21 protein-coding genes are annotated in these 21,162 nt (G+C 68.7%); 17 read left to right on the top strand and 4 right to left on the bottom strand.

Translation table 11 applies throughout. The features are described from left to right. Positions 1 to 41: 41 nt before the first annotated feature. Positions 42 to 1,583, bottom strand: coding sequence for a flavin-containing monooxygenase (locus ACZ6SF_RS03785; RefSeq protein WP_466060438.1), 1,542 nt, complete (start codon positions 1,581 to 1,583; stop codon positions 42 to 44). A 227-nt stretch (positions 1,584 to 1,810) separates the two neighbouring features. After that, entirely contained in the window at positions 1,811 to 2,692 is an 882-nt protein-coding gene (locus ACZ6SF_RS03780) for a TIGR03621 family F420-dependent LLM class oxidoreductase (protein WP_466060437.1), read from the bottom strand. A gap of 139 nt (positions 2,693 to 2,831) precedes the next feature. Between ACZ6SF_RS03780 and ACZ6SF_RS03775 the strand changes: the two genes are divergently transcribed. After that, the gene (locus tag ACZ6SF_RS03775) at positions 2,832 to 3,140 is read left to right on the top strand and encodes a hypothetical protein (protein ID WP_466060436.1); all 309 of its coding nucleotides are present in this window, start codon (positions 2,832 to 2,834) and stop codon (positions 3,138 to 3,140) included. A gap of 309 nt (positions 3,141 to 3,449) precedes the next feature. After that, the gene (locus ACZ6SF_RS03770; protein WP_466060435.1) at positions 3,450 to 3,860 is read left to right on the top strand and encodes a DUF779 domain-containing protein; all 411 of its coding nucleotides are present in this window, start codon (positions 3,450 to 3,452) and stop codon (positions 3,858 to 3,860) included. Positions 3,861 to 3,872: 12 nt separating this feature from the next. Here the strand turns inward: ACZ6SF_RS03770 and ACZ6SF_RS03765 are convergent, their stop codons facing one another. Then, positions 3,873 to 5,426 carry a succinic semialdehyde dehydrogenase gene (locus ACZ6SF_RS03765; protein WP_466060434.1) on the bottom strand — a complete coding sequence of 518 codons (1,554 nt, stop codon included), beginning with the start codon at positions 5,424 to 5,426 and terminating at the stop codon, positions 3,873 to 3,875. 166 nt (positions 5,427 to 5,592) lie between these two features. On the opposite strand from ACZ6SF_RS03765, the gene ACZ6SF_RS03760 reads away from it, so the two are divergent. From ACZ6SF_RS03760 to ACZ6SF_RS03745, 4 genes are read left to right on the top strand one after another with little or no spacing between them, the layout of a single operon-like run. Then, positions 5,593 to 7,977 (top strand): sensor histidine kinase, encoded by a 2,385-nt coding sequence (locus ACZ6SF_RS03760; RefSeq protein WP_466060433.1) that lies wholly within the window; start codon positions 5,593 to 5,595, stop codon positions 7,975 to 7,977. Continuing rightward, positions 7,978 to 8,397 (top strand): roadblock/LC7 domain-containing protein, encoded by a 420-nt coding sequence (locus tag ACZ6SF_RS03755; RefSeq protein ID WP_357427986.1) that lies wholly within the window; start codon positions 7,978 to 7,980, stop codon positions 8,395 to 8,397. Positions 8,398 to 8,413: 16 nt separating this feature from the next. Next, positions 8,414 to 8,788: a DUF742 domain-containing protein gene (locus ACZ6SF_RS03750; RefSeq protein WP_449998847.1), complete on the top strand. Its 375-nt coding sequence runs from the start codon at positions 8,414 to 8,416 to the stop codon at positions 8,786 to 8,788. Between the two features lie 10 nt (positions 8,789 to 8,798). After that, entirely contained in the window at positions 8,799 to 9,389 is a 591-nt protein-coding gene (locus ACZ6SF_RS03745) for a GTP-binding protein (protein ID WP_466060432.1), read from the top strand. Positions 9,390 to 9,426: 37 nt separating this feature from the next. Here the strand turns inward: ACZ6SF_RS03745 and ACZ6SF_RS03740 are convergent, their stop codons facing one another. Beyond that, the gene (locus ACZ6SF_RS03740; protein ID WP_466060431.1) at positions 9,427 to 9,831 is read right to left on the bottom strand and encodes an NUDIX hydrolase; all 405 of its coding nucleotides are present in this window, start codon (positions 9,829 to 9,831) and stop codon (positions 9,427 to 9,429) included. 82 nt (positions 9,832 to 9,913) lie between these two features. Between ACZ6SF_RS03740 and ACZ6SF_RS03735 the strand changes: the two genes are divergently transcribed. The 11 genes from ACZ6SF_RS03735 (at position 9,914) to nuoK (ending at position 21,162) form a co-directional block, all read left to right on the top strand. After that, positions 9,914 to 10,324 (top strand): Rv3143 family two-component system response regulator, encoded by a 411-nt coding sequence (locus ACZ6SF_RS03735; RefSeq protein WP_466060430.1) that lies wholly within the window; start codon positions 9,914 to 9,916, stop codon positions 10,322 to 10,324. Between the two features lie 281 nt (positions 10,325 to 10,605). Beyond that, positions 10,606 to 10,986, top strand: a complete 381-nt coding sequence (locus ACZ6SF_RS03730; protein ID WP_449998842.1) for an NADH-quinone oxidoreductase subunit A — start codon at positions 10,606 to 10,608, stop codon at positions 10,984 to 10,986. Positions 10,987 to 11,052: 66 nt separating this feature from the next. After that, a complete protein-coding gene (locus tag ACZ6SF_RS03725; RefSeq protein WP_466060429.1) occupies positions 11,053 to 11,607 on the top strand; it encodes a NuoB/complex I 20 kDa subunit family protein in 555 nt (184 codons plus the stop codon). Further along, entirely contained in the window at positions 11,604 to 12,329 is a 726-nt protein-coding gene (locus ACZ6SF_RS03720) for an NADH-quinone oxidoreductase subunit C (protein ID WP_466060428.1), read from the top strand. The genes ACZ6SF_RS03725 and ACZ6SF_RS03720 overlap by 4 nt, the downstream gene beginning before the upstream one ends. Continuing rightward, positions 12,329 to 13,705: an NADH-quinone oxidoreductase subunit D gene (locus ACZ6SF_RS03715; RefSeq protein ID WP_466060427.1), complete on the top strand. Its 1,377-nt coding sequence runs from the start codon at positions 12,329 to 12,331 to the stop codon at positions 13,703 to 13,705. The genes ACZ6SF_RS03720 and ACZ6SF_RS03715 overlap by 1 nt, the downstream gene beginning before the upstream one ends. After that, the gene (nuoE, locus tag ACZ6SF_RS03710) at positions 13,702 to 14,412 is read left to right on the top strand and encodes an NADH-quinone oxidoreductase subunit NuoE (protein ID WP_466060426.1); all 711 of its coding nucleotides are present in this window, start codon (positions 13,702 to 13,704) and stop codon (positions 14,410 to 14,412) included. Before ACZ6SF_RS03715 ends, nuoE begins: the two co-directional genes overlap by 4 nt. Continuing rightward, positions 14,409 to 15,737 carry an NADH-quinone oxidoreductase subunit NuoF gene (gene nuoF, locus ACZ6SF_RS03705; protein ID WP_466060425.1) on the top strand — a complete coding sequence of 443 codons (1,329 nt, stop codon included), beginning with the start codon at positions 14,409 to 14,411 and terminating at the stop codon, positions 15,735 to 15,737. Before nuoE ends, nuoF begins: the two co-directional genes overlap by 4 nt. Further along, on the top strand, positions 15,734 to 18,199 hold the full coding sequence (locus tag ACZ6SF_RS03700) for an NADH-quinone oxidoreductase subunit G (protein ID WP_466060424.1): 2,466 nt from the start codon (positions 15,734 to 15,736) through the stop codon (positions 18,197 to 18,199). The genes nuoF and ACZ6SF_RS03700 overlap by 4 nt, the downstream gene beginning before the upstream one ends. Beyond that, positions 18,192 to 20,015 carry an NADH-quinone oxidoreductase subunit NuoH gene (nuoH, locus tag ACZ6SF_RS03695; RefSeq protein ID WP_466060423.1) on the top strand — a complete coding sequence of 608 codons (1,824 nt, stop codon included), beginning with the start codon at positions 18,192 to 18,194 and terminating at the stop codon, positions 20,013 to 20,015. The genes ACZ6SF_RS03700 and nuoH overlap by 8 nt, the downstream gene beginning before the upstream one ends. Continuing rightward, positions 20,012 to 20,866 (top strand): NADH-quinone oxidoreductase subunit J, encoded by an 855-nt coding sequence (locus tag ACZ6SF_RS03690; RefSeq protein ID WP_466060422.1) that lies wholly within the window; start codon positions 20,012 to 20,014, stop codon positions 20,864 to 20,866. Before nuoH ends, ACZ6SF_RS03690 begins: the two co-directional genes overlap by 4 nt. Further along, positions 20,863 to 21,162, top strand: a complete 300-nt coding sequence (nuoK, locus tag ACZ6SF_RS03685; protein ID WP_357427962.1) for an NADH-quinone oxidoreductase subunit NuoK — start codon at positions 20,863 to 20,865, stop codon at positions 21,160 to 21,162. Before ACZ6SF_RS03690 ends, nuoK begins: the two co-directional genes overlap by 4 nt.

The following is a 21,162-nucleotide window of genomic DNA, read 5'->3' as shown; positions in this document are numbered from 1 at the left end:
CTACCCAGCGCCGGGCGCGCCGCCCGCGCCCGGCGATACCCTCAGGCCGAACCGGACCCGAGCGCCGCCCGCCGCCCCACCGCGGACCGCGCGGAACCGCGGGTTCCGGTGGTGCGGGTCCCGGTGCTGTCGGTGAAGGTCAGGATGCCGTCCTCGATCGGGCTCTTGCGCAGGTAGGCGCGATCCCGGAAGTAGCTGTTCACCACTTTCCAGGGCCCGCCGGTGCCCTGCCGCGGCATCACCGCGTCACCACGCCGGATATAGCCGGAACTCAATGCCCCACCCATCACCGACATCTCGGACCGGTCCTCGGGCCCGGCATGCACTTCGAACCGGGTGTATCCCTTGTCACGCATACGGTCGAGCACCCGGCAGAAGTATTCGGCGGCGAGGTCGGCCTTCAGTGTCCACGAGGCGTTCGTGTAGCCGAGCACCATCAGCGCGTTGGGAACTCCGTCGAGCAGTGATCCCTTGTACATCACACGGTCCCTGGTCGCGACCGGTTCGCCGTCCACCTCGAGCACGGCGCCGCCCAGGATCTGGATCCTGAGACCGGTCGCGGTCACGACGATATCGGCCTCGATCTCCTCCCCCGAACCGACACGTACGCCCTTCTCGGTGAAGGTGTCGATCGTATCGGTCACCACCGAGGCCCGGCCGCGGCGCAGCGCCTTGAACAGGTCGCCACCGGGCACCACGCACAACCGCTGGTCCCACGGCGCGTAGGACGGGCTGAAATGCCGCATATCCACGCCGGGGCCGATCGCGGCGCGCACCCAGTTCAGGAAGAGCCTGCGCGCGAGTTTCGGCTGTTTACGCGACAGCTGGTAGCTGGCCTGCTGGACCGCGATATTGCGGGCCCGGCCCACCTGGTAGGTGAGACCGGCCGGGGACCCGACCTTCGTCAGCCCCACCGCGACCGGGTCGTCGGCGGGAATGGAGGCGATATAGGTCGGCGAGCGCTGCAGCATGGTCACGTGCTCGGCGTCGTCGACCATGGACGGCACCAGCGTGATGGCGGTGGCGCCGCTCCCGATCACCACGACCTTCTTTCCGTGGTAGTCCAGATCCTCTGGCCAGTGCTGCGGGTGCACGATCTGCCCGGCGAAGTCCTGCTCGCCGGGGAATTCGGGCCGGTAGCCGCTGTCGTAGTCGTAGTAACCCGTACAACCGACCAGGAACGTCGCGGTCCAGATCTCCTCGGCGCCGGTGGCCTCCTCGAGCACCCGTACCGACCACCGGTTGTCCGGGGTCGACCAGCTCGCCGAGACGACCTTGCGGCCGAAGCGGATATTCGACGTGACGCCGTATTCGTCGGCGGTCTCCTCGATATAGCGCCGGATGGAGGCGCCGTCGGCGAGCATTTTCGTCCCGCGCCAGGGACGGAAGCCGTACCCGAAGGAGTACATATCGGAGTCGGACCGGATCCCGGGATAGCGGAACAGATCCCAGGTGCCGCCGATGGCGGTCCGGCGCTCCAGGATCGCGTAGCTGCGCCCGGTGTTCTCTTTCTCCAGGTGGCAGGCCACATCGATACCGGACAGGCCGGCCCCGATGATCAGTACGTCGACATGCCGCGTCATTGCGTTCCTCGTCTGCTCTCGTGCCCGGGGCCGTCGCCGGGAATCACGACAAACGAACCCTTATGTGTAACCGAGAGTACCTGACACTGTCGCGAGCCACGGCCGTCCACGACCGGGTCCCGCGAAATCGCCGGCGAGCCCGGTTACAGACTCGATCGTGCGCGCACCCGAAGCATCGTTCAACCCCACGGCCGGTCCCGATCCGACTCCGCGGGGCGTCGGGAACCTCACCGCAGCTCCGCGATCACCTCGGCGAACGTCTCCAGATCGGATTCGAGGACGGTGATGTACCCGAAACCGAACCGTTCGCGGTGGTCCCGCAGCCGCCGGGCGATCTCCGGGGCGCTGCCGATCAGGACGGTGGGCAACTCGTCGACGGCCGCGAGCACCTCCGGTTCCACTACGGACCGGTACCTGTCCAGGAACTCCGCGCGCCCCTGGGGCGGCACCACGGTCTGCACGAGCACGTTCAACTCCACCTCCGGAGCCCGGTCCCCCAGCGCCGCGCGCACGAAGGCCACCCGCTCGTCGATCGCCTCGGGCCCGGCCAGGCGCAGAGCACCCGACCCGGTGGTGGCGGCACCGGTGAAACCCACCACGGCCGCATAGCGGGCGGCCAGGGTCAGCACCCGATCCCCCCAGCCCGCGATGAGCAGCGGCGGCCCACCGGATTGCGCCGGGCTCGGCCGGTACTCCGGGTCCGCCAGCGTGGTACGCAAGGTCCGCACGGTCTCCTCGAGATGTGTCACCCGCCGGCCGCCGGTGCCGAACGGTATCCCCGCGGTGTCGAACTCCTCCCGGACATACCCTGCTCCCAGCCCCAGTTCCAGCCGTCCGGCGACGAAACGGTCGGTACCGGCGACCTCGCGGGCGAGCAGAACGGGGTTGTAGAAACCCGCGTTGAGCACGAAGGTGTTCAACCGCACCCGCTCGGTGTTCTCCGCAGCCAGCACCAGCGCGGGAAACGGCGGTACGAGGCCGAGATGGTCGGCCACACCGATGACGTCGTATCCGAGTTCCTCGGCGCGGCGACATTTGCGCACCCAGTCGTCGCGGGACTGCGGGACCGTCATATTGACGCCGAAGCGGAATTCACCTGGTGATGTCACCTCTCCTGCATACCCCGCCGATAGCGACCGCGCAGAACGGGAATACCGGCCGGGCAGGGCGCACCGGCGCGGCCGCTGCCCATACAGTGGTTCGCGCCGGGTGGGCGCCGCGCCCCCCGAGCCGACCAGGAGGAACATCATGAACGCCACGAAAGCCCGGACCGGCCTGATGATCGCGGCCGCCGCGCTGGCACTGGCCGGTTGTACCGAGATCGAACAGGCGCTCAACAAGGGTGGCGACACCCCGTGCCGCGAATACGTTCAGCAGGATCAGAAGACCAAGCGGGTCACCATCACGAAGTTCCTCGAGGAACAGCTCGGCCGCGAACCCACCGGGACCAATGTGGATCTGTCGATGGCCGCGGTGGACGGCCTGTGCAGTGTGCAGGCCAATGCCGACACTCCGATCGAACGCGCCGATATCGCCGGAATCTTCATCCGGAAGTAGTAAGCGATGACGCGCGGCTCCCGGCGGCGGGACCGTCGCCGGGAACACCGGGGCGGCGCGCTTCGTTCATATACCACAACGCTTTTCACCGGTCGCACGCCACCCTCTCGCTCCCGCGATCCCAATACGCAAGAATGTGTTCGCAAGAATGCCGGCGACGAAGCCACCCGGACACCGGGGCCGCGGCAGACCGGAAACCGGGCGCCGCGGCGGGCGCCGCACGGTATACCGAGGGCGAGGGAGCGAGATGTCTCATCGGATCTGTTCGTTGCTGCCGGCGGGCGACCGCGGCCCGGCACGGGGTTGCTGATGGCCTATCGCAGCGACCGGGTCGCGGTCACCGATCGGGCCCGCAACGCGTTACGCGAGTTGATCGAGCACCACGGCCCGATCCTGCTCTATCTGCCCCACCACGGCCCCGGTGATCCGAGCCCGAAATGGCTGCCGATCCGCGATTTCCGCGCCGCCGAGGGCGATACCCTGTTCGGGCGTCTCGCCTGGCATACCGAACTGTGGATGAGCGAACAGGCCTATACCCGCTTCCACCGCGAACATCTCACCGTCGATGTTCCCCCCGACCTCGGCCCCGCCCCGGCCGGTGACGCCGGCGGCGCGGTGCCGGGGCCCTCGGCGACCTTCCTGCTCCGGGCCCGCCGGCTCAGCGCCACCGAAACCGCGGCCCTCGACGCCCGGCGCCGCGGCCGCGGCGCCGGAAGCTGACCCCGGCCGCGCTCAGCGGCCCGGCCAGAACCGCAGACCGCGCGTGATACCCATCAGGATCCGCTGCCAGAGATCCCGCGGGATCAGCGGCGGCGGGTCGAGATTCAGGAAACGAGTGGTCACCACCGACTGGGGCTCGGTGAACTTCAGCAGTCCGTTCGGTCCGTGCCGCCGCCCCACCCCGGACTGCCCCATTCCGCCCATCGGCGCGGCCGTACTGCCCCACGCCGGGGCGTAGCCCTCGTTCACACAGACGGTTCCGGTGCGCAGGCGGCGCGCGATCCGCTCACCTTCGGCCGGGCTACCCGCCCAGACACTGGCGTTCAGCCCGTAGTCGCTGTCGTTGGCGGCGGCCACCGCCTCGTCCACCGTATCCACGGGATACACCGCCACCAGCGGCCCGAAGGTCTCCGTCCGTCCACAGACCATCTCGTCGGTCACCCCGGTGAGCACGGTCGGTTCGAAGAACAGCGGCCCGATATCGGGCCGTGGCCTGCCACCGGTCCGGATCCGGGCGCCCCGCTCCACCGCGTCGGCGAGGTGACCGCTCACCGTCCGCAGTTGGTCCTCGGAGATCAATGATCCGATATCGGCCGAATTGTCATAGACGGCACCCAGTTTCGCCGATTCCACCGCGGCCGCGAAAGCCGCGGTGAATTCCTCGGCGATCGCGCGCTGCACATAGATACGTTCGATGGAGATACACAGCTGCCCGGCGTTGGAGAAACAGGCTCGGACCGCCGCGCGGGCGGCGCGCGCGATATTCGCATCCTCTGTGACGATCATCGGGTTCTTGCCGCCCAGTTCGGCGGAGAATCCGATCAGCCGGTCACCGCACCGGCGGGCGAGCGTACGACCGGTGGCCGAAGACCCGGTGAACATCAGATAATCGCAGGTGTCCGCCATCGCCGAACCGACCACCGCACCCGGGCCGGGCACCACCGCCAGCAGATCTCGCGGCAGCCCCGCCCGATAGAGCAGATCGGCGCCGGCCAGCGCGGAGAACGGGGTCCGGCTGTCCGGTTTCAGCACCACGGCGTTCCCCGCCAGCAGCGCCGGTATCGCATCCCCCAGCGAGAGCACCAGCGGGTAGTTCCACGGTGCGATCACCGCGACCACCCCCACCGGGCGTGCGCCCACCGTCGCCCGGTTCACGACCGGGAACGCACCGGGCACCCGCTGCTCCGCCAGGAGCGGCGGTGCGATCCGCGCGTAATAGCGCGCGGCGAACACCAGCCCCATGACCTCCTCCTGAGCCGCCCAGCGCGCCTTTCCGGTTTCGGCCTGGATCACATCCATCAGGGCGGCACGGTGCTCGACGACCGAGGCCCGGAAACGGTGCAGTACCCGGGCCCGCTCACTCACCGGCCGCGCGGCCCACTGCGGCCACGCGGCGCGGGCCCGGCCGACGGCGGCGGCGACATCCTCGGCCGTCCCGACCGGTATGGTGCCCAGAGGCCGGCCGGTGAAGACCTCGGCGAGTTCGGCGGCGGGCCCGGCGCCGGGATCGTCGATCGCGGCCAGGGCGGACAGTCGATCGAATACGGCGGTGTCCGGGACCGGCATCGATACCTCCTACCTATCGGCGAAATCCGAGGTCGGAAGAGAATCTACCCATCGGCGCCGCCGCTCGGCACCCATCGCGCGTCACATTCCCGACTCGGTGTCAAAAGGAGTCCTGTTCAATGGGATTCGATGTGCACTTCGAGCTCTGAACGGCTACTTTGTGGCGATGTTCAGAGCGAGGCTCGGTGTCCGCGCCCGGATCCTGGCCATCGCACTCATCCCGAGCCTGACCCTGTTGGTGGTCGGTGTGGGTGCGACGGGCTATCTGATCGACCAGGGACAGCACGACCGCCAGGTGACCGAAGCGATGCGGGAAGCCTCCGGACCCACCCGCACGGTGTACGAGATCGTCCAGAACGAACGTCGCCTGACGCTCACCTACTTATCGGGTGATCCGGAGGCCGCCGCCGCCCTGGCCGCCGTTCGGCCCAACAGCGAGCAGGCCCTGCGCGGCCTGGTCGATTCGGCCCAACGGCTACGCGATCTGCAACCGGACGAGATCTCCGACGATGTCGGATCCTTCACCACGCTCATCCAGCAACTCGGCAACATCCGCACCGCGGTCGACGCCCGGACGGTGTCCCCCGGCGACGCCTACACCTTCTACGCGCGCCTCTTGGACGCGCTGGCCGTGGGCGCGCATCTCTCGCGTTCCTTCGCGCCCGACGCGGAAGCGGCCACCCAGCTCGCCCTGTCCACCCGCATCATGCATCTGCTCGAGGCGACCTCCCGCAGCCACGGGCTCGCCGGGGCGGCGTTGCGCACCGGAAAACCGGTCGCCCTGCCCGAGGAATACTTCCAGCAGACCGGCTTCTACCACACCGAGACGGCCCTGATGGCCGCCGAACTCGACGCCGAACCCGCCGAACGGCTGCGCAATCTCCTGAGCAGCCCCCAGTGGCAGCAGCTGGTGCGCACCGAGAACACGCTCATCGCCCGCAGCACGCCCGGCGCGGAGTCCGGCGAGAGTTCGGCTCCGCTGCCACCGGCGCAGCTCGCGGCGTGGCAGGCCGCCGCCGATCACGTCAATCACGAAATGCTCGAACTGTGGGACGAGCAGAACCAGGTCATGCAGCAGACGTCGCTGGACGCGGCGGCACGCACCACGACCCAGTCGCTGCTCATCGGACTGGCCGTACTGGTGATCTCGGCGGCGGCGTTCGGCGTCTCGCTGGTGCTGGCCAACCGTTTCATCCACCGCCTGGTCCGGTTGCGCGACCACACCTTGGCCCTGGCCGACGAACGACTGCCCGATATGCTCGCCCGGCTCCGGTCCGGGGAGGACATCGACGAATCCGAGGCCGCCGCGAAACTCGACTTCGGGCACGACGAGCTGGGGGCGGTGGCCACCGCCTTCGAACACGCGCACGCGGTCGCGGTCACCGCCGCGGTCACCGAGGCCCGCACCCAGGAGGGCGTCAAGTCGATCTTCCTGAACATCGCGCACCGCAGCCAGATCGTCGTCCACAAACAACTGGAGATCCTGGACGAGGCCGAACGGCGCGAAGAGGATCCGGCGATGCTGGACATCCTGTTCAAACTCGACCACCTCGCCACCCGTGAACGCCGCAACGCCGAGAACCTCACCGTGCTCGGCGGCGGCAAACCGGGCCGCCAGTGGCGCGCTCCGGTGCCCCTGGTGGATCTGGTGCGCAGCGCGGTCGGCGAGACCCAGGACTACACCCGCGTGCGCCTGGCCCGGCTGCCCGAAATGCGGGTCGCCGGGAGCGCGGTGGGTGATCTGATCCATCTGCTCGCCGAACTCGTCGACAACGCCACCTCGTTCTCGCCGCCGCAGTCGCGAGTGCAGGTCACCGGTTCGGTGATCGGTAAAGGCGTGGCCGTGGAGATCACCGACCAGGGCATGGGAATCCCCGAGGACACCCGCGAACGTCTCAACGACCTCCTCGACAGCCCGCCGAACTTCGAGGTCGCCTCGCTGCAGAGCGATTCCCGCCTCGGCATCTTCGTGGTGGCGCAGCTGGCCGGCCGCCACGGGATCTCGGTCCGCCTGTGGGAATCGGAGTACGGCGGCGTACGCGCGGTCGTCATCGTCCCGGCGGGCCTGCTCACCGACCCCGCGGAGGAGACCACCCCGCTCACCGGACTGCCCCGGGCCGTACAGCCGGGCCCGGAGGACGGCGCTGAGCCCGGCGGCGAGGCCGTCGCCACCGCGACCCTGGTCCAGGACCGGCCACGACCGGTCCTCGGCGCCCCCGTACCGGCAGCGCCGAGCACGCCGCCGGCGGCCGATCCCGCCGATACGGCGGCGCCTTCGGCGGGCGCCCCGGAGACCGCCGCCGAACCGGAAGTGCTGGCCGACGGTCGTCCGGCTTTACCACGCCGTACCAGGCAGGCTAAAGTCGCACCGCGACCGGAAGATTCGGGAGCCACGCAGGACGCGACGACGCGGCCACGCTCGGCCGAACAGGCCCGAGACCTGATGGCGGCGATCGAAAACGGCACCCGGCAGGGCCGCAGGCCCCTGTCGGCCGCGGATTCCGGGAGCCCGACGTCGGACGGCGCGTCCCCGGATGAACAGGAAGGCTAAGTGTCCACTTCCACTCAAGGTGATCTGAACTGGCTGCTCGACGACCTCGTCGAGCGACTCGCGGGGGTCCGGCTGGCGGTCGTACTGTCCACCGACGGAATGCTGCTCGGCCACTCCTCGAAAATGGATCGCACCGAAGCCGAGCACTTCGCGGCGATGTCGTCCACCCTGCACGGACTGGCCCGCAGCGCGGGCGCCCGGTTCGAAGGCGGGAACGTCCGGCAGGCGGTGATCGAACTCGACCGGGCGGTCCTGTTCGTCACCTCCGCGGGCGACAACGCCTGCATCGCGGTGCAGGCGGCCGCGGACGCCAACCTGGGCATGGTCGCCTACGAGATGAATCTGACCGTGCAGCGGGTGGGCAGCCATCTCTCGACCAGTTCCCGCAGCGGAACCGGGGCCGATACACCGCAACCGTGAGAACAGCGGCACCGCGATGACCGGTACACGGGAACCCTGGTACGACGACGACGCCGGACCTCTGGTGCGTCCGTACGCCATCACCCGGGGCCGCACCATGGGCGCGGGCCACGATCTGGATATGCTCACGGTCGTGGTCAAAGCCCGGGGAGCCCCGCCGTTGCGCCGCAGTGAACCCGAGTACATCGATATCGTGCACCTGTGCACAGAAGCACAAACCGTGGCGGAGGTGGCAGCCGCCTTGAAACTGCCGCTGGCGGTGACCAAGATTCTCGTCGGAGATCTGATCGGTGACGGCCATCTGATCTTCCGGGCTCCGGTGCAGATGGAGTCCGGTCCCGGCGACTTCAACATATTGCGAGCGGTACTGGATGGAATCCGAAAAATTTGACCCTGCCCGGATGGACCCCGGGGCACCGGCTCTTGCTGCGTCGGTGAAGGTCCTCATCGCCGGTGGTTTCGGCGTCGGCAAGACCACCATGGTGGCCTCGATCAGTGAGATCCCGCCGCTGCGCACCGAGGAGATGATCACCGAACTCAGTACGGGGATCGACGATCTGTCCGGTGTCGAATCCAAGACGACCACCACCGTCGCACTCGACTTCGGCCGCATCACGATCGACAAGGATCTGGTGCTGTACCTGTTCGGTACACCCGGACAGGACCGCTTCTGGTTCCTGTGGGACGAACTGGCCCGCGGCGCCCTCGGCGCCGTGGTGCTGGCCGATACCCGCCGGCTGGGCAACTCCTTCGCCGCCATCGATTATTTCGAGCGGCGCGGCCTGCCCTTCCTGATCGCGGTGAACTGTTTCGACGGCGCGCCGCGCTACACCATCGACGAGGTCCGCGACGCGCTCGATCTGGAAGCGGCCATCCCGGTGATGCTGTGCGACGCCCGCGATCGGGTCTCGGCGAAGAATGTGCTGCTCAGCCTGATCGAGCATCTCATCGACCGGGCGACCCGGCCGAATCTCACCACCAAGCAGAGCTGATCGCCGGCGGGGCCGGTCCCCGGCCCCGCCGCGGCACTCAGGGCAGTAGTCCGGCGGCGTGCAGTTCGTCGAACAGCAGCCGGTCCACCGGCGGCACCCGCGGCCGGTCGGCGTAGCCGAACCACGCCAGTTCGGCGATCTCGCTGCTCGCGGCGAGCGTTCCCCGGTAGTCCGCCCGGTAGCAGCTCATCCGGACCAGCGCCGCGCCGTCCACCGCTTCGTAGACGCCCACATGTTCCACGGTCCCCGGAACCAGCGCGACGGTGAGTTCCTCGGCGACCTCCCGCAGCAGGGTCTGCCTATCGCTCTCCCCGGGTTCGCGCTTCCCGCCCGGAATGAAGAACACGTCCTTGTCCCGCGGCCGGGCGCACAGGATCCGTCCCTCCACGATCAGCACCCAGGCGACCGTATCGATGAGTTCGCCGACCGTCTCCTCCGTCACGCCGGCATCGTACCGGCCCGGTCACGGACCCTTCTCGGCCAAGGTGCCACCGAGAACACGCGCGCGGACGTACCATGCGGACGTGGCCGATGCGAATCCTCCCGCCGCGCTGCGGGTCCTGGTTTACAGCAACGACGCCGACACCCGGAACCAGGTGATGTCGGCGCTGGGTCGCCGTCCGCACCCCGACCTACCACCGCTCGAGTACCTCGAAGTGGCCACCGCCCCGGTGGTATTGGAACGGATGGACGCCGGCGCCGCCGATCTCGCCGTCCTGGACGGCGAATCCGCCCCGGTCGGCGGAATGGGCCTGGCCAAACAACTCAAGGACGAGATCGCCGGCTGCCCGCCGCTGATCGTGCTCACCGGCCGCGCCGATGACGCCTGGCTGGCGAACTGGTCGCGCGCCGAGGCTGTCGCCGCGCATCCGATCGACCCGTTGCGGCTCACCGAGATCGTGGTCGAGGTGCTGCGCCGCCGCCCGGTGGCCTGAGTTCGATTACGTTCATTCGCTCATAAATCTCAGTCCCGAATTCGATCAAAGCGGCCCGTAAATCCGCGTTGGCCCAGGCGTAACAGTTGTAGGCTGTGCTGTAGCTCACATGAGCGCGGGAGATGACATATAACCCGCGGCGGCGAATACTCCCCCGGCCGATCTCGGATCACGGGGACGTTCCGGCGGCGCGGGCCGTACCCATCGACCGCCCGGCCCCGTTCGCGGAATCCGGCGGCACCACCGCGGGATTCCAGTTCGCAAGGAGGGGAAGCGCAGTCGTGAACACCGAACTGCCGATACTGGTTCTCGGCGCGGTAGGCGCCGCGTTCGCGGTGATCTCGATCCTGATCGCCGGCCTCATCGGCCCCAAACGCTACAACCGCGCCAAGCTACAGGCCTACGAATGCGGTATCGAGCCGACTCCGCATGCGACCGCCGGCGGCGCGGGAAGTATTACCGGACAACGCTTCCCGGTGAAGTACTACCTCACCGCGATGCTGTTCATCATCTTCGATATCGAGATCGTGTTCCTCTACCCGTGGGCGGTCCATATCGATGCGCTCGGGGTGTTCGGCCTGGTGGCGATGGCGCTGTTCATCGTCAACGTCTCGGTCGCCTACGCCTACGAATGGCGGCGCGGCGGCCTGAGCTGGGACTAGCCGCGAACCTCCGATCAGCCGTACCGGCGCCGGGGCGCCGGTACTAGACCCAGGGAGTAGTCGGACATGGGTTTGGAAGAGAAACTGCCCAGCGGTTTCGTGCTCAGCACGGTCGAAGCCATGGCGGGTTATATGCGCAAGGGGTCGGTCTGGCCGGCCACCTTCGGCCTGGCCTGCTGCGCGATCGAGATGATGGCCACCGGGGGTGGCCGGTTCGACTCGGCGCGCTTCGGGATGGAGGTTTTCCGCGCCTCCCCGCGGCAGGCCGATCTGATGATCGTGGCCGGGCGGGTCAGCCAGAAGATGGCGCCGGTCCTGCGCCAGGTCTACGACCAGATGACCGAGCCGAAATGGGTACTGGCCATGGGTGTCTGCGCCTCCTCCGGCGGGATGTTCAACAACTACGCCATCGTGCAGGGCGTCGACCATGTGGTGCCGGTCGATATCTACCTCCCGGGCTGCCCGCCGCGGCCCGAGATGCTGCTCAACGCGATCCTGGCCCTGCACGCCAAGATCCAGGAGACCCCGATGGGTGTGAACCGGGCCGAGGCCGTCCGCGCGGCCGAACAGGCGGCGCTGGCGGCCACCCCGACCATCCGGATGGAGGGGTTGCTGCGATGAGCGCCGACCGTCCCGAATCGACCGACAGCCGGGCCGTGGAACCGGAGCAGCCGGTGGGCCCGCACGACGAGGTGATCGGCGTGCGCCGGGGCATGTTCGGAATCGCCGGCAGTGGCGACACCTCCGGATACGGCAGGCTGGTCCACGAGGTCGCGCTGCCGGGCGGCAGCGCGCCGCCCTACGGCGGCTGGTTCGACGAGGGGATCGAACTGCTGCGCGTCGCCCTCGCACCGGGTCCGGGATTCGACGCCGCGATCGAGCGGATCGTGGCCGATCGCGGGGAACTCACCCTGTACGTGCGCCGCGACCATCTGGTGGCGGTGGCCCGGGCCCTGCGTGACGATCCCGCACTGCGTTTCGAACTGTGTCTCGGTGTGAGCGGAGTCCACTACCCGGACGACACCGGTCGCGAACTGCGCGCCGTCTACCACCTGAACTCCATCACCCACGGGCGCCGCGTGCGGCTCGAGGTGGCCGCACCGGATTCCGACCCGCATATCCCGTCGCTGTACCGGGTGTACCCGACCTGCGACTGGCACGAGCGGGAGACCTACGACTTCTTCGGGATCCGCTTCGACGGCCACCCGTCGCTGACCCGCATCACGATGCCCGACGACTGGCGCGGTCACCCGCAACGCAAGGACTACCCGCTCGGCGGGATTCCGGTCGAGTACAAGGGCGCGCGCATCCCGCCGCCCGATGAGCGGAGGGCGTACAGCTGATGAGCGAGATCGATACGCGGCCCGGGGTTTCCGGCGGACCCGGCCACGACAACCCCGCGCCGCCGCCCGGCGGCGGCCGCGACGAGACCACCGCGCCCGCGATCACCGTCGCGGGACAGGACTGGGACGAGGTGGCCGACGCCCTGCGCGGAGCGGGCGAGGAACGCATCGTCGTCAATATGGGCCCGCAGCATCCGTCCACCCACGGCGTGCTGCGCCTCATCCTGGAGATCGAGGGCGAGACCGTGGTGGAGGCCCGCTGCGGAATCGGCTACCTGCACACCGGGATCGAGAAGAATCTCGAGTTCCGGAACTGGGCCCAGGGCGTCACGTTCGTGACCCGGATGGACTACCTCTCGCCGTTCTTCAACGAGACAGCCTTCTGCCTCGCGGTGGAACGGCTGCTCGGGGTCACCGAGGATATTCCCGAGCGCGCCACCGTGATCCGCGTGCTGCTCATGGAACTCAACCGCATCTCGTCGCATCTGGTGGCCCTGGCCACCGGCGGTATGGAACTGGGCGCCCTCACCCCCATGCTGTTCGGGTTCCGGGAACGCGAACTGATCCTGGACGTCTTCGAGACGATCACCGGGCTGCGGATGAACCACGCCTTCGTCCGGCCGGGCGGTATCGCCCAGGACCTCCCGGACGACGGCGTCACCAAGGTCCGGGAACTGCTCGAGCTGATGCCGAAACGGCTGCGCGATATGGAACATCTGCTCACCCACAACCCGATCTTCAAGGCCCGCACCCAGGATATCGGCTACCTCGACCTCACCGGTTGTATCGCCCTCGGGGTCACCGGCCCGGTGCTGCGCTCCACCGGCCTGCCGCACGATCTGCGCAAGGCCATGCCCTACTGCGGATACGAGACCTACGAGTTCGCGGTCCCCACCACCGACACCTGCGACTGCTACGGCCGGTACCTCATCCGGATCGAGGAGATGAAGGAATCGCTGAAGATCGTGGAGCAGTGCCTGGACCGGTTGCGGCCGGGGCCGGTGATGGTCTCGGACAAGAAGATCGCCTGGCCGGCCGATCTGACCCTGGGTGACGACGGCCTGGGCAACTCACCGCGGCATATCGGCAAGATCATGGGCACCTCGATGGAGGGCCTCATCCACCACTTCAAACTGGTCACCGAGGGGATGCGGGTACCGCCCGGGCAGGTGTACGAGGCGGTGGAATCGCCCCGCGGCGAACTCGGGGTGCATATGGTCAGCGACGGCGGCACCCGTCCCTACCGCGTGCACTACCGCGACCCCTCGTTCACCAATCTGCAGGCCGTGGCGGCGATGTGCGAGGGCGGCATGGTCGCCGATGTGATCGCCGCGGTCGCCAGTATCGATCCCGTGATGGGCGGTGTGGACCGTTGACCGAAATCCTGTTGCGCCTGAGCACCCGGCCGCAGCCGTATCCCGCCGACGTCCGGGCCCGGCTCGAACCGGACGCGAAGGAGATCATCGACCGGTACCCGCAGCCCCGGTCGGCCCTGTTACCGCTGCTGCATCTGGTGCAGGCCGAGGAAGGCCATGTCAGCAGTACCGGTATCGAGTTCTGCGCCGAACTGCTCGGGCTCACCGGCGCCGAGGTCACCGCCGTGGCCACCTTCTACTCCATGTACCGGCGGGTCCCCACCGGCGACTACCACGTCGGGGTGTGCACCAACACCCTGTGCGCGGTACTCGGCGGTGACGCGATCTTCGCCGCGCTGCGCTCCCATCTGGGAATCGGGCACGGAGACACCACCTCCGACGGCGCGGTCACCCTCGAACACATCGAATGCAACGCGGCCTGCGACTACGCACCGGTGGTCATGGTGAACTGGGAGTTCTTCGATAATCAGACCCCGGAGTCGGCGCGGGCCCTGGTCGACGCCCTGCGCGCCGGCCAGACGGTCACCCCCACTCGGGGGGCGCCGCTGTGCACCTTCCGGGAGACGGCACGGGTGCTGGCCGGGTTCCCGGATACCCGCCCCGGCGTCCTGGACGGGGAGCCCGGGGCGCCGACGCTGGCCGGGCTGGACACAGCACGTGAACAGGGTCTGCGCGCACCCGACCCGGCCGAGGGCGGTACGCCGTGACGCTGACACCCGTTCTGAGCAAGCACTGGGGTCTGCCGAAATCGTGGACCCTGGACACCTACCGCGCCCACGGCGGTTACGACGCGCTGCCGGTCGCCTTCGGGATGACGCCCGACGAGGTGATCGCCACGGTCAAGGACGCCGGGTTGCGCGGCCGCGGCGGCGCCGGTTTCCCGACCGGGATGAAATGGGGTTTCATCCCGCAGGATCCCGAATCGGACGGCACGGTGAAACCGCACTACCTGGTGGTCAACGCCGACGAATCCGAACCGGGGACCTGCAAGGACATCCCGTTGATGCTGGCGGATCCGCATGCGCTGATCGAAGGCGTGATCATCGCGGCCTACGCGATCCGCGCCGCGCACGCGTTCATCTATCTGCGCGGCGAGGTGGTTCCGGTCCTGCGCCGGTTGCAGGCCGCGGTGGCCGAGGCCTATGCCGCCGGGCTGCTGGGCCGCGATATCCTCGGGTCCGGTTTCGATCTCGAACTCGTGGTCCATGCCGGCGCCGGCGCCTATATCTGCGGTGAGGAAACGGCGCTGCTGGATTCCCTCGAGGGCCGGCGTGGCCAGCCCCGGTTGCGACCGCCGTTTCCCGCGGTCGCCGGGCTGTACGCCAGTCCGACGGTGGTGAACAATGTGGAATCCATTGCCAGCGTGCCGCCGATCCTGCGGTTCGGCACCGGCTGGTTCCGCTCCATGGGTAGCGAGAAGTCCCCCGGTTTCACCCTGTACTCGCTGTCGGGCCATATCGCCCGGCCCGGCCAGTACGAGGCACCGCTGGGCATCACCCTGCGGGAACTGCTCGGCTACGCCGGCGGTGTCCGCGCCGGACACGATCTGAAATTCTGGACCCCGGGTGGTTCCTCGACGCCGCTGTTCACCGCCGAACATCTGGATGTCCCGCTGGACTACGAGAACGTGATGGCGAGCGGTTCCATGCTGGGCACCAAGGCGCTGCAGATCTTCGACGACACCACCTGCGTGGTGCGGGCGGTACTGCGCTGGACGGAGTTCTACGCCCACGAATCCTGCGGGAAATGCACCCCGTGCCGGGAGGGCACCTACTGGCTGGTGCAGCTGCTCACCCGGCTGGAGGCGGGGTCGGGAACCACCGCCGATCTCGACAAGCTGCTGGATATCGCCGACAACATCAACGGCAAATCCTTCTGCGCGCTCGGCGACGGTGCGGCCAGTCCCATCATCTCCTCGATGAAGTATTTCCGCGACGAGTACATCACCCATCTGGAACAGGGTGGCTGCCCCTTCGATCCCGCCCGCGCGACCGCCTGGGCCGGATCCGCGGCCGGAGAGGGAAACCGATGACAGCCACTGTTCGCTCCGATTCCGCCGATCTGCAGCCCGCCGAGCTGGTCACCCTCACCATCGACGGGACGACGGTCGGTGTGCCGCCCGGCACCCTGCTCATCCGCGCCGCCGAACTGATCGGCGTGCAGATCCCGCGGTTCTGCGATCATCCGCTGCTGGCGCCGGTGGGCGCCTGCCGGCAGTGCCTGGTGGAAGTGGAGGGTCAGCGGAAACCGGTGGCCTCCTGCACCATGCCGGTCACCGAGGGCATGGTGGCCCGCACCCAGCTGAGCTCGGAGACCGCGGCGAGATCGCAGCAGGGTGTGATGGAACTGCTGCTGATCAACCATCCGCTGGACTGCCCCGTCTGCGATAAGGGCGGCGAATGCCCACTGCAGAACCAGGCCATGTCGACCGGCCGCACCGAGACCCGGTTCGAGGGCGTCAAACGCACCTTCCCGAAACCGATTCCGCTGTCCACCGCCGTGCTGCTGGACCGCGAACGCTGTGTGCTGTGCGCCCGGTGTACCCGCTTCTCCCAGCAGGTAGCCGGAGATCCGTTCATCGAACTGCTCGACCGCGGCGCCCTGCAGCAGGTCGGTACGGCCGAACACGAACCACTCGATTCCTATTTCTCCGGCAACACCGTCCAGATCTGCCCGGTCGGCGCGCTCACCGGCACCAGCTACCGGTTCCGGGCCCGCCCCTTCGACCTGGTGTCGAGCCCGAATATCTGCGAGCACTGCGCCTCCGGTTGCGCCCAGCGCACCGACCACCGCCGCGGCAAGGTGCTGCGACGCCTGGCCGGTGACGATCCGCAGGTCAACGAAGAATGGAACTGCGACAAGGGCCGGTGGGCGTTCGCCTACGCCACCGAACCCGATCGCCTCACCTCCCCGCTGCTGCGCGGCCCGGACGGTGAACTCGCGCCCTGCTCGTGGTCGGAGGCGCTGGCCGCGGCGGCCCGCGGTCTGCGCACCGGCGACGGCAGGCCGGCGGTGCTGCCCGGTGGCCGGGTAACCGAGGAGGAGGCCTACAGCTACGCCAAATTCGCGCGGGCGGTGCTGGGCACCAACGATATCGATTTCCGGGCCCGGGCCCATTCCGCGGAAGAAGCCGAATTCCTGGGCGCCTGGGTCGCGGGCCATACCGACGCCGTGAGTTACGAGAGTCTCGCCGCCGCGCCCGTTGTGCTGCTCGCCGGTTTCGAACCGGAGGAAGAATCCCCCATCGTCTATCTGCGGCTGCGCAAGGCGGCACGGACCGGCGGTCTCCAGGTCTTCTCCCTGGCGGCGTTCGCTTCGCGGGGGCTGGAGCGGATGGCGGGCACTGTGGTCCCGGCGGTGCCCGGTGACGAGGCCCGGATCCTCACCGCTCTCGAATCCCCCGGTATGACCCCCGGTCCCGACGTCCTGGCCCGCCTACTGCGCGAACCGGGCGCGGTGATCCTGGCCGGGGAACGGCTGGCGGCGGCCCCCGGCGCACTGTCGGCGGCGGTCCGGCTCGCCGCGCATACCGGTGCCGCGCTGGCCTGGGTGCCGCGGCGCGCGGGCGAGCGCGGCGCTGTGGAAGCGGGCGCCCTGCCGGCGCTGCTGCCGGGCGGGCGTCCGCTCGCCGATCCCGAGGCCCGCCGGCAGGTCTGCGAAGTCTGGAACATCCCCGAACTGCCCGCCGGCCCCGGACGCGATACCGGTGCGATCCTGGCGGGCACCGCGACCGGTGGCAGGTTCCTGGTCGGCGGGGTGGAACTGGCCGATCTGCCCGACCCCGGCGCCGCCCGGGCCGCGCTGTCGGCAGCCGATTTCGTGGTATCGCTGGAGCAGCGGCACAGCGAGGTCACCGCCCTGGCCGATGTGGTGTTCCCGGTCGCGACGGCCACCGAGAAATCCGGCACCTTCCGCACCTGGGAGGGCCGGCCCCGGCCGTTCGCGGCGGCACTGACCGACAACACCGTGCGGCGGACCGCCGCGCCGCTGTCCGATCAGCGGGTGTTGCACAGCCTCGCCGCGGAGATGGGCGTCGCCCTCGGCGTACCCGATACCGCCGCCGCCCGCGCCGAACTCGACCGGCTCGGATCCTGGACCGGCACGACCACCGCCCCGCCGCAATATCCGGCCACGCCGGCGGCCTCGGCCGGGCCGGGGTCGGCGGTCCTGGCGGGCTGGCGGATGCTGCTGGATCGCGGCCGCATGCAGGACGGTGAGCCGAACCTGGCCGGTATCGCCCGGCCACCGGTGGTGCGGCTGTCGGCCGCCACCGCCGCCGAAGCGGGTGCGGCCGACGGTGATCCGGTGACGGTCGGCACCGAATACGGCACGGTCACCCTCCCCGCGGCGGTCACCGAGATGCCGGACCGGGTGGTCTGGCTGCCGATGAACTCACCCGGCTGCTCGCTCTACACCGATCTCGGTGCCGGACCGGGCAGCGTCGTCACGGTGCGGCGCGCCGACCATCGGACGGAGGCATCCGAGCATGTATGACCTGTCGCTCTTCGGTCACGACCCGCTGTGGCTGGTCGCCGCCAAAGCCGTGGCCATCTTCGTTTTCCTCTTGCTGACCGTGCTCTTCGGGGTGCTGATCGAACGCAAGGTCGTGGCCTGGATGCAGATGCGGGTCGGTCCCGACCGGGTCGGCCCCAAGGGGCTGCTGCAGAGCGCCGCCGACGGCGTGAAGATGGCGTTCAAGGAAGATATCGTCCCCGCCATCGTCGACAAGCCGATATTCATCCTCGCCCCGATCATCTCGGTGGTCTCCGCCGTCCTCGCCTTCGCGGTCATCCCGTTCGGGCCGGAGGTCTCGATATTCGGGCAGAACACCGCCCTGCAGCTGACCGATCTACCGGTGGGTGTGCTGTACATCCTCGCGGTCACCTCGATCGGCGTATACGGGATCGTGCTCGCGGGCTGGGCGTCGGGTTCGACGTATCCGCTGCTCGGCGGATTGCGCTCCACCGCGCAGGTGATCTCCTACGAGATCGCCATGGCCCTGTGCTTCGCGGCGGTCTTCCTGCTCGGCGGCACCATGGCCACCTCGGGGATCATCGCCGCCCAGCAACCGACCTGGTACGTCTTCCTGCTGCTGCCCTCCTTCCTCATCTACTGCATCTCCATGGTCGGCGAGACCAACCGGGCGCCGTTCGATCTGCCCGAGGCGGAGGGCGAACTCGTCGGCGGTTTCCACACCGAGTACTCGTCGCTGAAGTTCGCCATGTTCATGCTCGCCGAATACGTGAACATGGCCACCGTTTCGGCTCTGGCGACCACCATGTTCCTCGGCGGCTGGCGGGCGCCGTTCCCGATCAATCTGTGGGCGGGCGCGAATTCGGGCTGGTGGCCGCTGCTGTGGTTCACCGCCAAGGTCTGGATGTTCCTGTTCGTCTTCATCTGGTTGCGCGGAACGCTGCCCCGCCTGCGCTACGACCAGTTCATGAACCTGGGCTGGAAACTACTCATTCCGACGTCACTGGCCTGGGTGATGGTGGTGGCCACCGCCCGGGTGCTCGTGCTCGACCTCGAGGGCTACCCCGTGGCCACCCCGATCCTGGTGATCGCCGGACTGCTGATCACCGGGCTGCTGATCGGACTGTTCCTGCGGGCCGGTAACGCCCCGGCCCGGGCGCCGGAATTCGGCCCCGAGGACGATCTCCCGGCTCCCGGCGCCGCACCGAGATCAGCGGGCGGGACCGAGGTGTTCCTGGGGTTCCCCACCCCACCGCTACCGGAAAAGACATCGACCATCACCTCCTCGCCCGGGTTGTTCGCGCCGCTGGCCGGTTTCGCGGTCACCTTCCTCACGATGTTCAAGAAGCCGAACACCGAGTTCTATCCCGAGGAGAAGGTCCCGACGGCGCCGCGCTACCACGGCCGCCATCAGCTCAACCGCCATCCCGACGGGCTGGAGAAGTGCATCGGCTGCGAACTGTGCGCCTGGGCCTGCCCCGCCGACGCCATCTACGTCGAAGGCGCCGACAACACCGACGAGCAGCGGTTCTCCCCGGGTGAGCGCTACGGCCGGGTGTATCAGATCAACTATCTGCGCTGTATCGGATGCGGTCTGTGCATCGAGGCCTGCCCCACCCGCGCCCTCACCATGACCAACGACTACGAGCTCACCGACGACAACCGCGCCGACCTGATCTACGAGAAGGACCGGCTGCTCGCCCCGCTCGCGCCGGATATGCAGGCCCCGCCGCATGCCATGAGCCCGGGCGCCACGGAGGCCGACTACTACCTGGGCCGGGTCCGGGGCACCCCGGAACGACCCACCGCGGATACCGCCCAGGGAGGCCCCCGATGACGCTCGCCACCTCGACCGGCCTCCTCGCCGCCGCGCCCCTGTCCGAGACGGGAACCGGGGAGGCGGTGCAGTTCTGGATCCTCGCGCCCCTGGCCGTACTGGGCGCGCTCGGTATGGTGTTCGCCGCCAAGGCCGTTCACTCGGCCATCTGCCTGGCGGCCACGATGATCACCCTCGCGGTGTTCTACATCGCTCAGGACGCGCTGTTCCTCGGCGTGGTGCAGATCGTGGTCTACACGGGCGCGGTCATGATGCTGTTCCTGTTCGTGCTGATGCTGGTGGGCGTCGATTCCGCGGAGTCACTGCGGGAGACCCTGCGCGGCCAGCGGATCGCCGCCGTCGTGGTGGGGGCCGGCTTCGGGCTGCTGCTGTGCACCGGTATCGCGCACGGGGTGCGCCGTTCCGGAATCGAATTCCCCGCCACCGGGTTCCCGGGCCGCGATGTGATCGGCGAACTCGCCGAGCTGATCTTCGTCCGCTACGTATGGGCGTTCGAACTCACCGGCGCGCTGCTCATCGCGGCCACCATCGGCGCCATGTTGCTCGCGCACCGCGAACACTTCGGACCGAAACTCGGCCAGCGAGAACTTTCCCGGCGCCGGTTCCGCGATCCCGGGCACCGGCCCACACCGCTACCCACCCCGGGGGTCTACGCCCGGCACAACGCCGTCGATATCCCCGCCCGGCTTCCCGACGGCTCCTTCGAGGAGCTGTCGGTCTCGACCATCCTGCGCCACCGCCGCACCCAGGCCCTCACCGATGCCGCAGTGCTCTCGGTGGGCGCCCCGGCCGCCGGCGAGACCGCCGCCGCCACCACCGCTCGCCCGGCCGATGAGGAAGGTACCCGGTGAACCCCGAGAACTATCTGTTCCTATCCGCCCTGCTGTTCACCATCGGTGCGGCCGGAGTGCTGTTGCGGCGCAACGCCATCATCGTGTTCATGTGCATCGAGCTGATGCTGAACGCGGTGAATCTGGCGTTCGTCACCTTCGCCCGGATGCATGCGAACCTGGACGGTCAGGTGTTCGCGTTCTTCACGATGGTGGTCGCCGCCGCCGAGGTCGTGGTCGGCCTGGCCATCATCATCACCATCTTCCGCGCCCGCCGCTCGACCTCGGTCGACGACGCCAACCTGCTGCGGTTCTGA

The organism is Nocardia sp. NPDC049935 (assembly GCF_055586645.1).
This window is presented reverse-complemented; position numbering and strand designations above follow the sequence as displayed.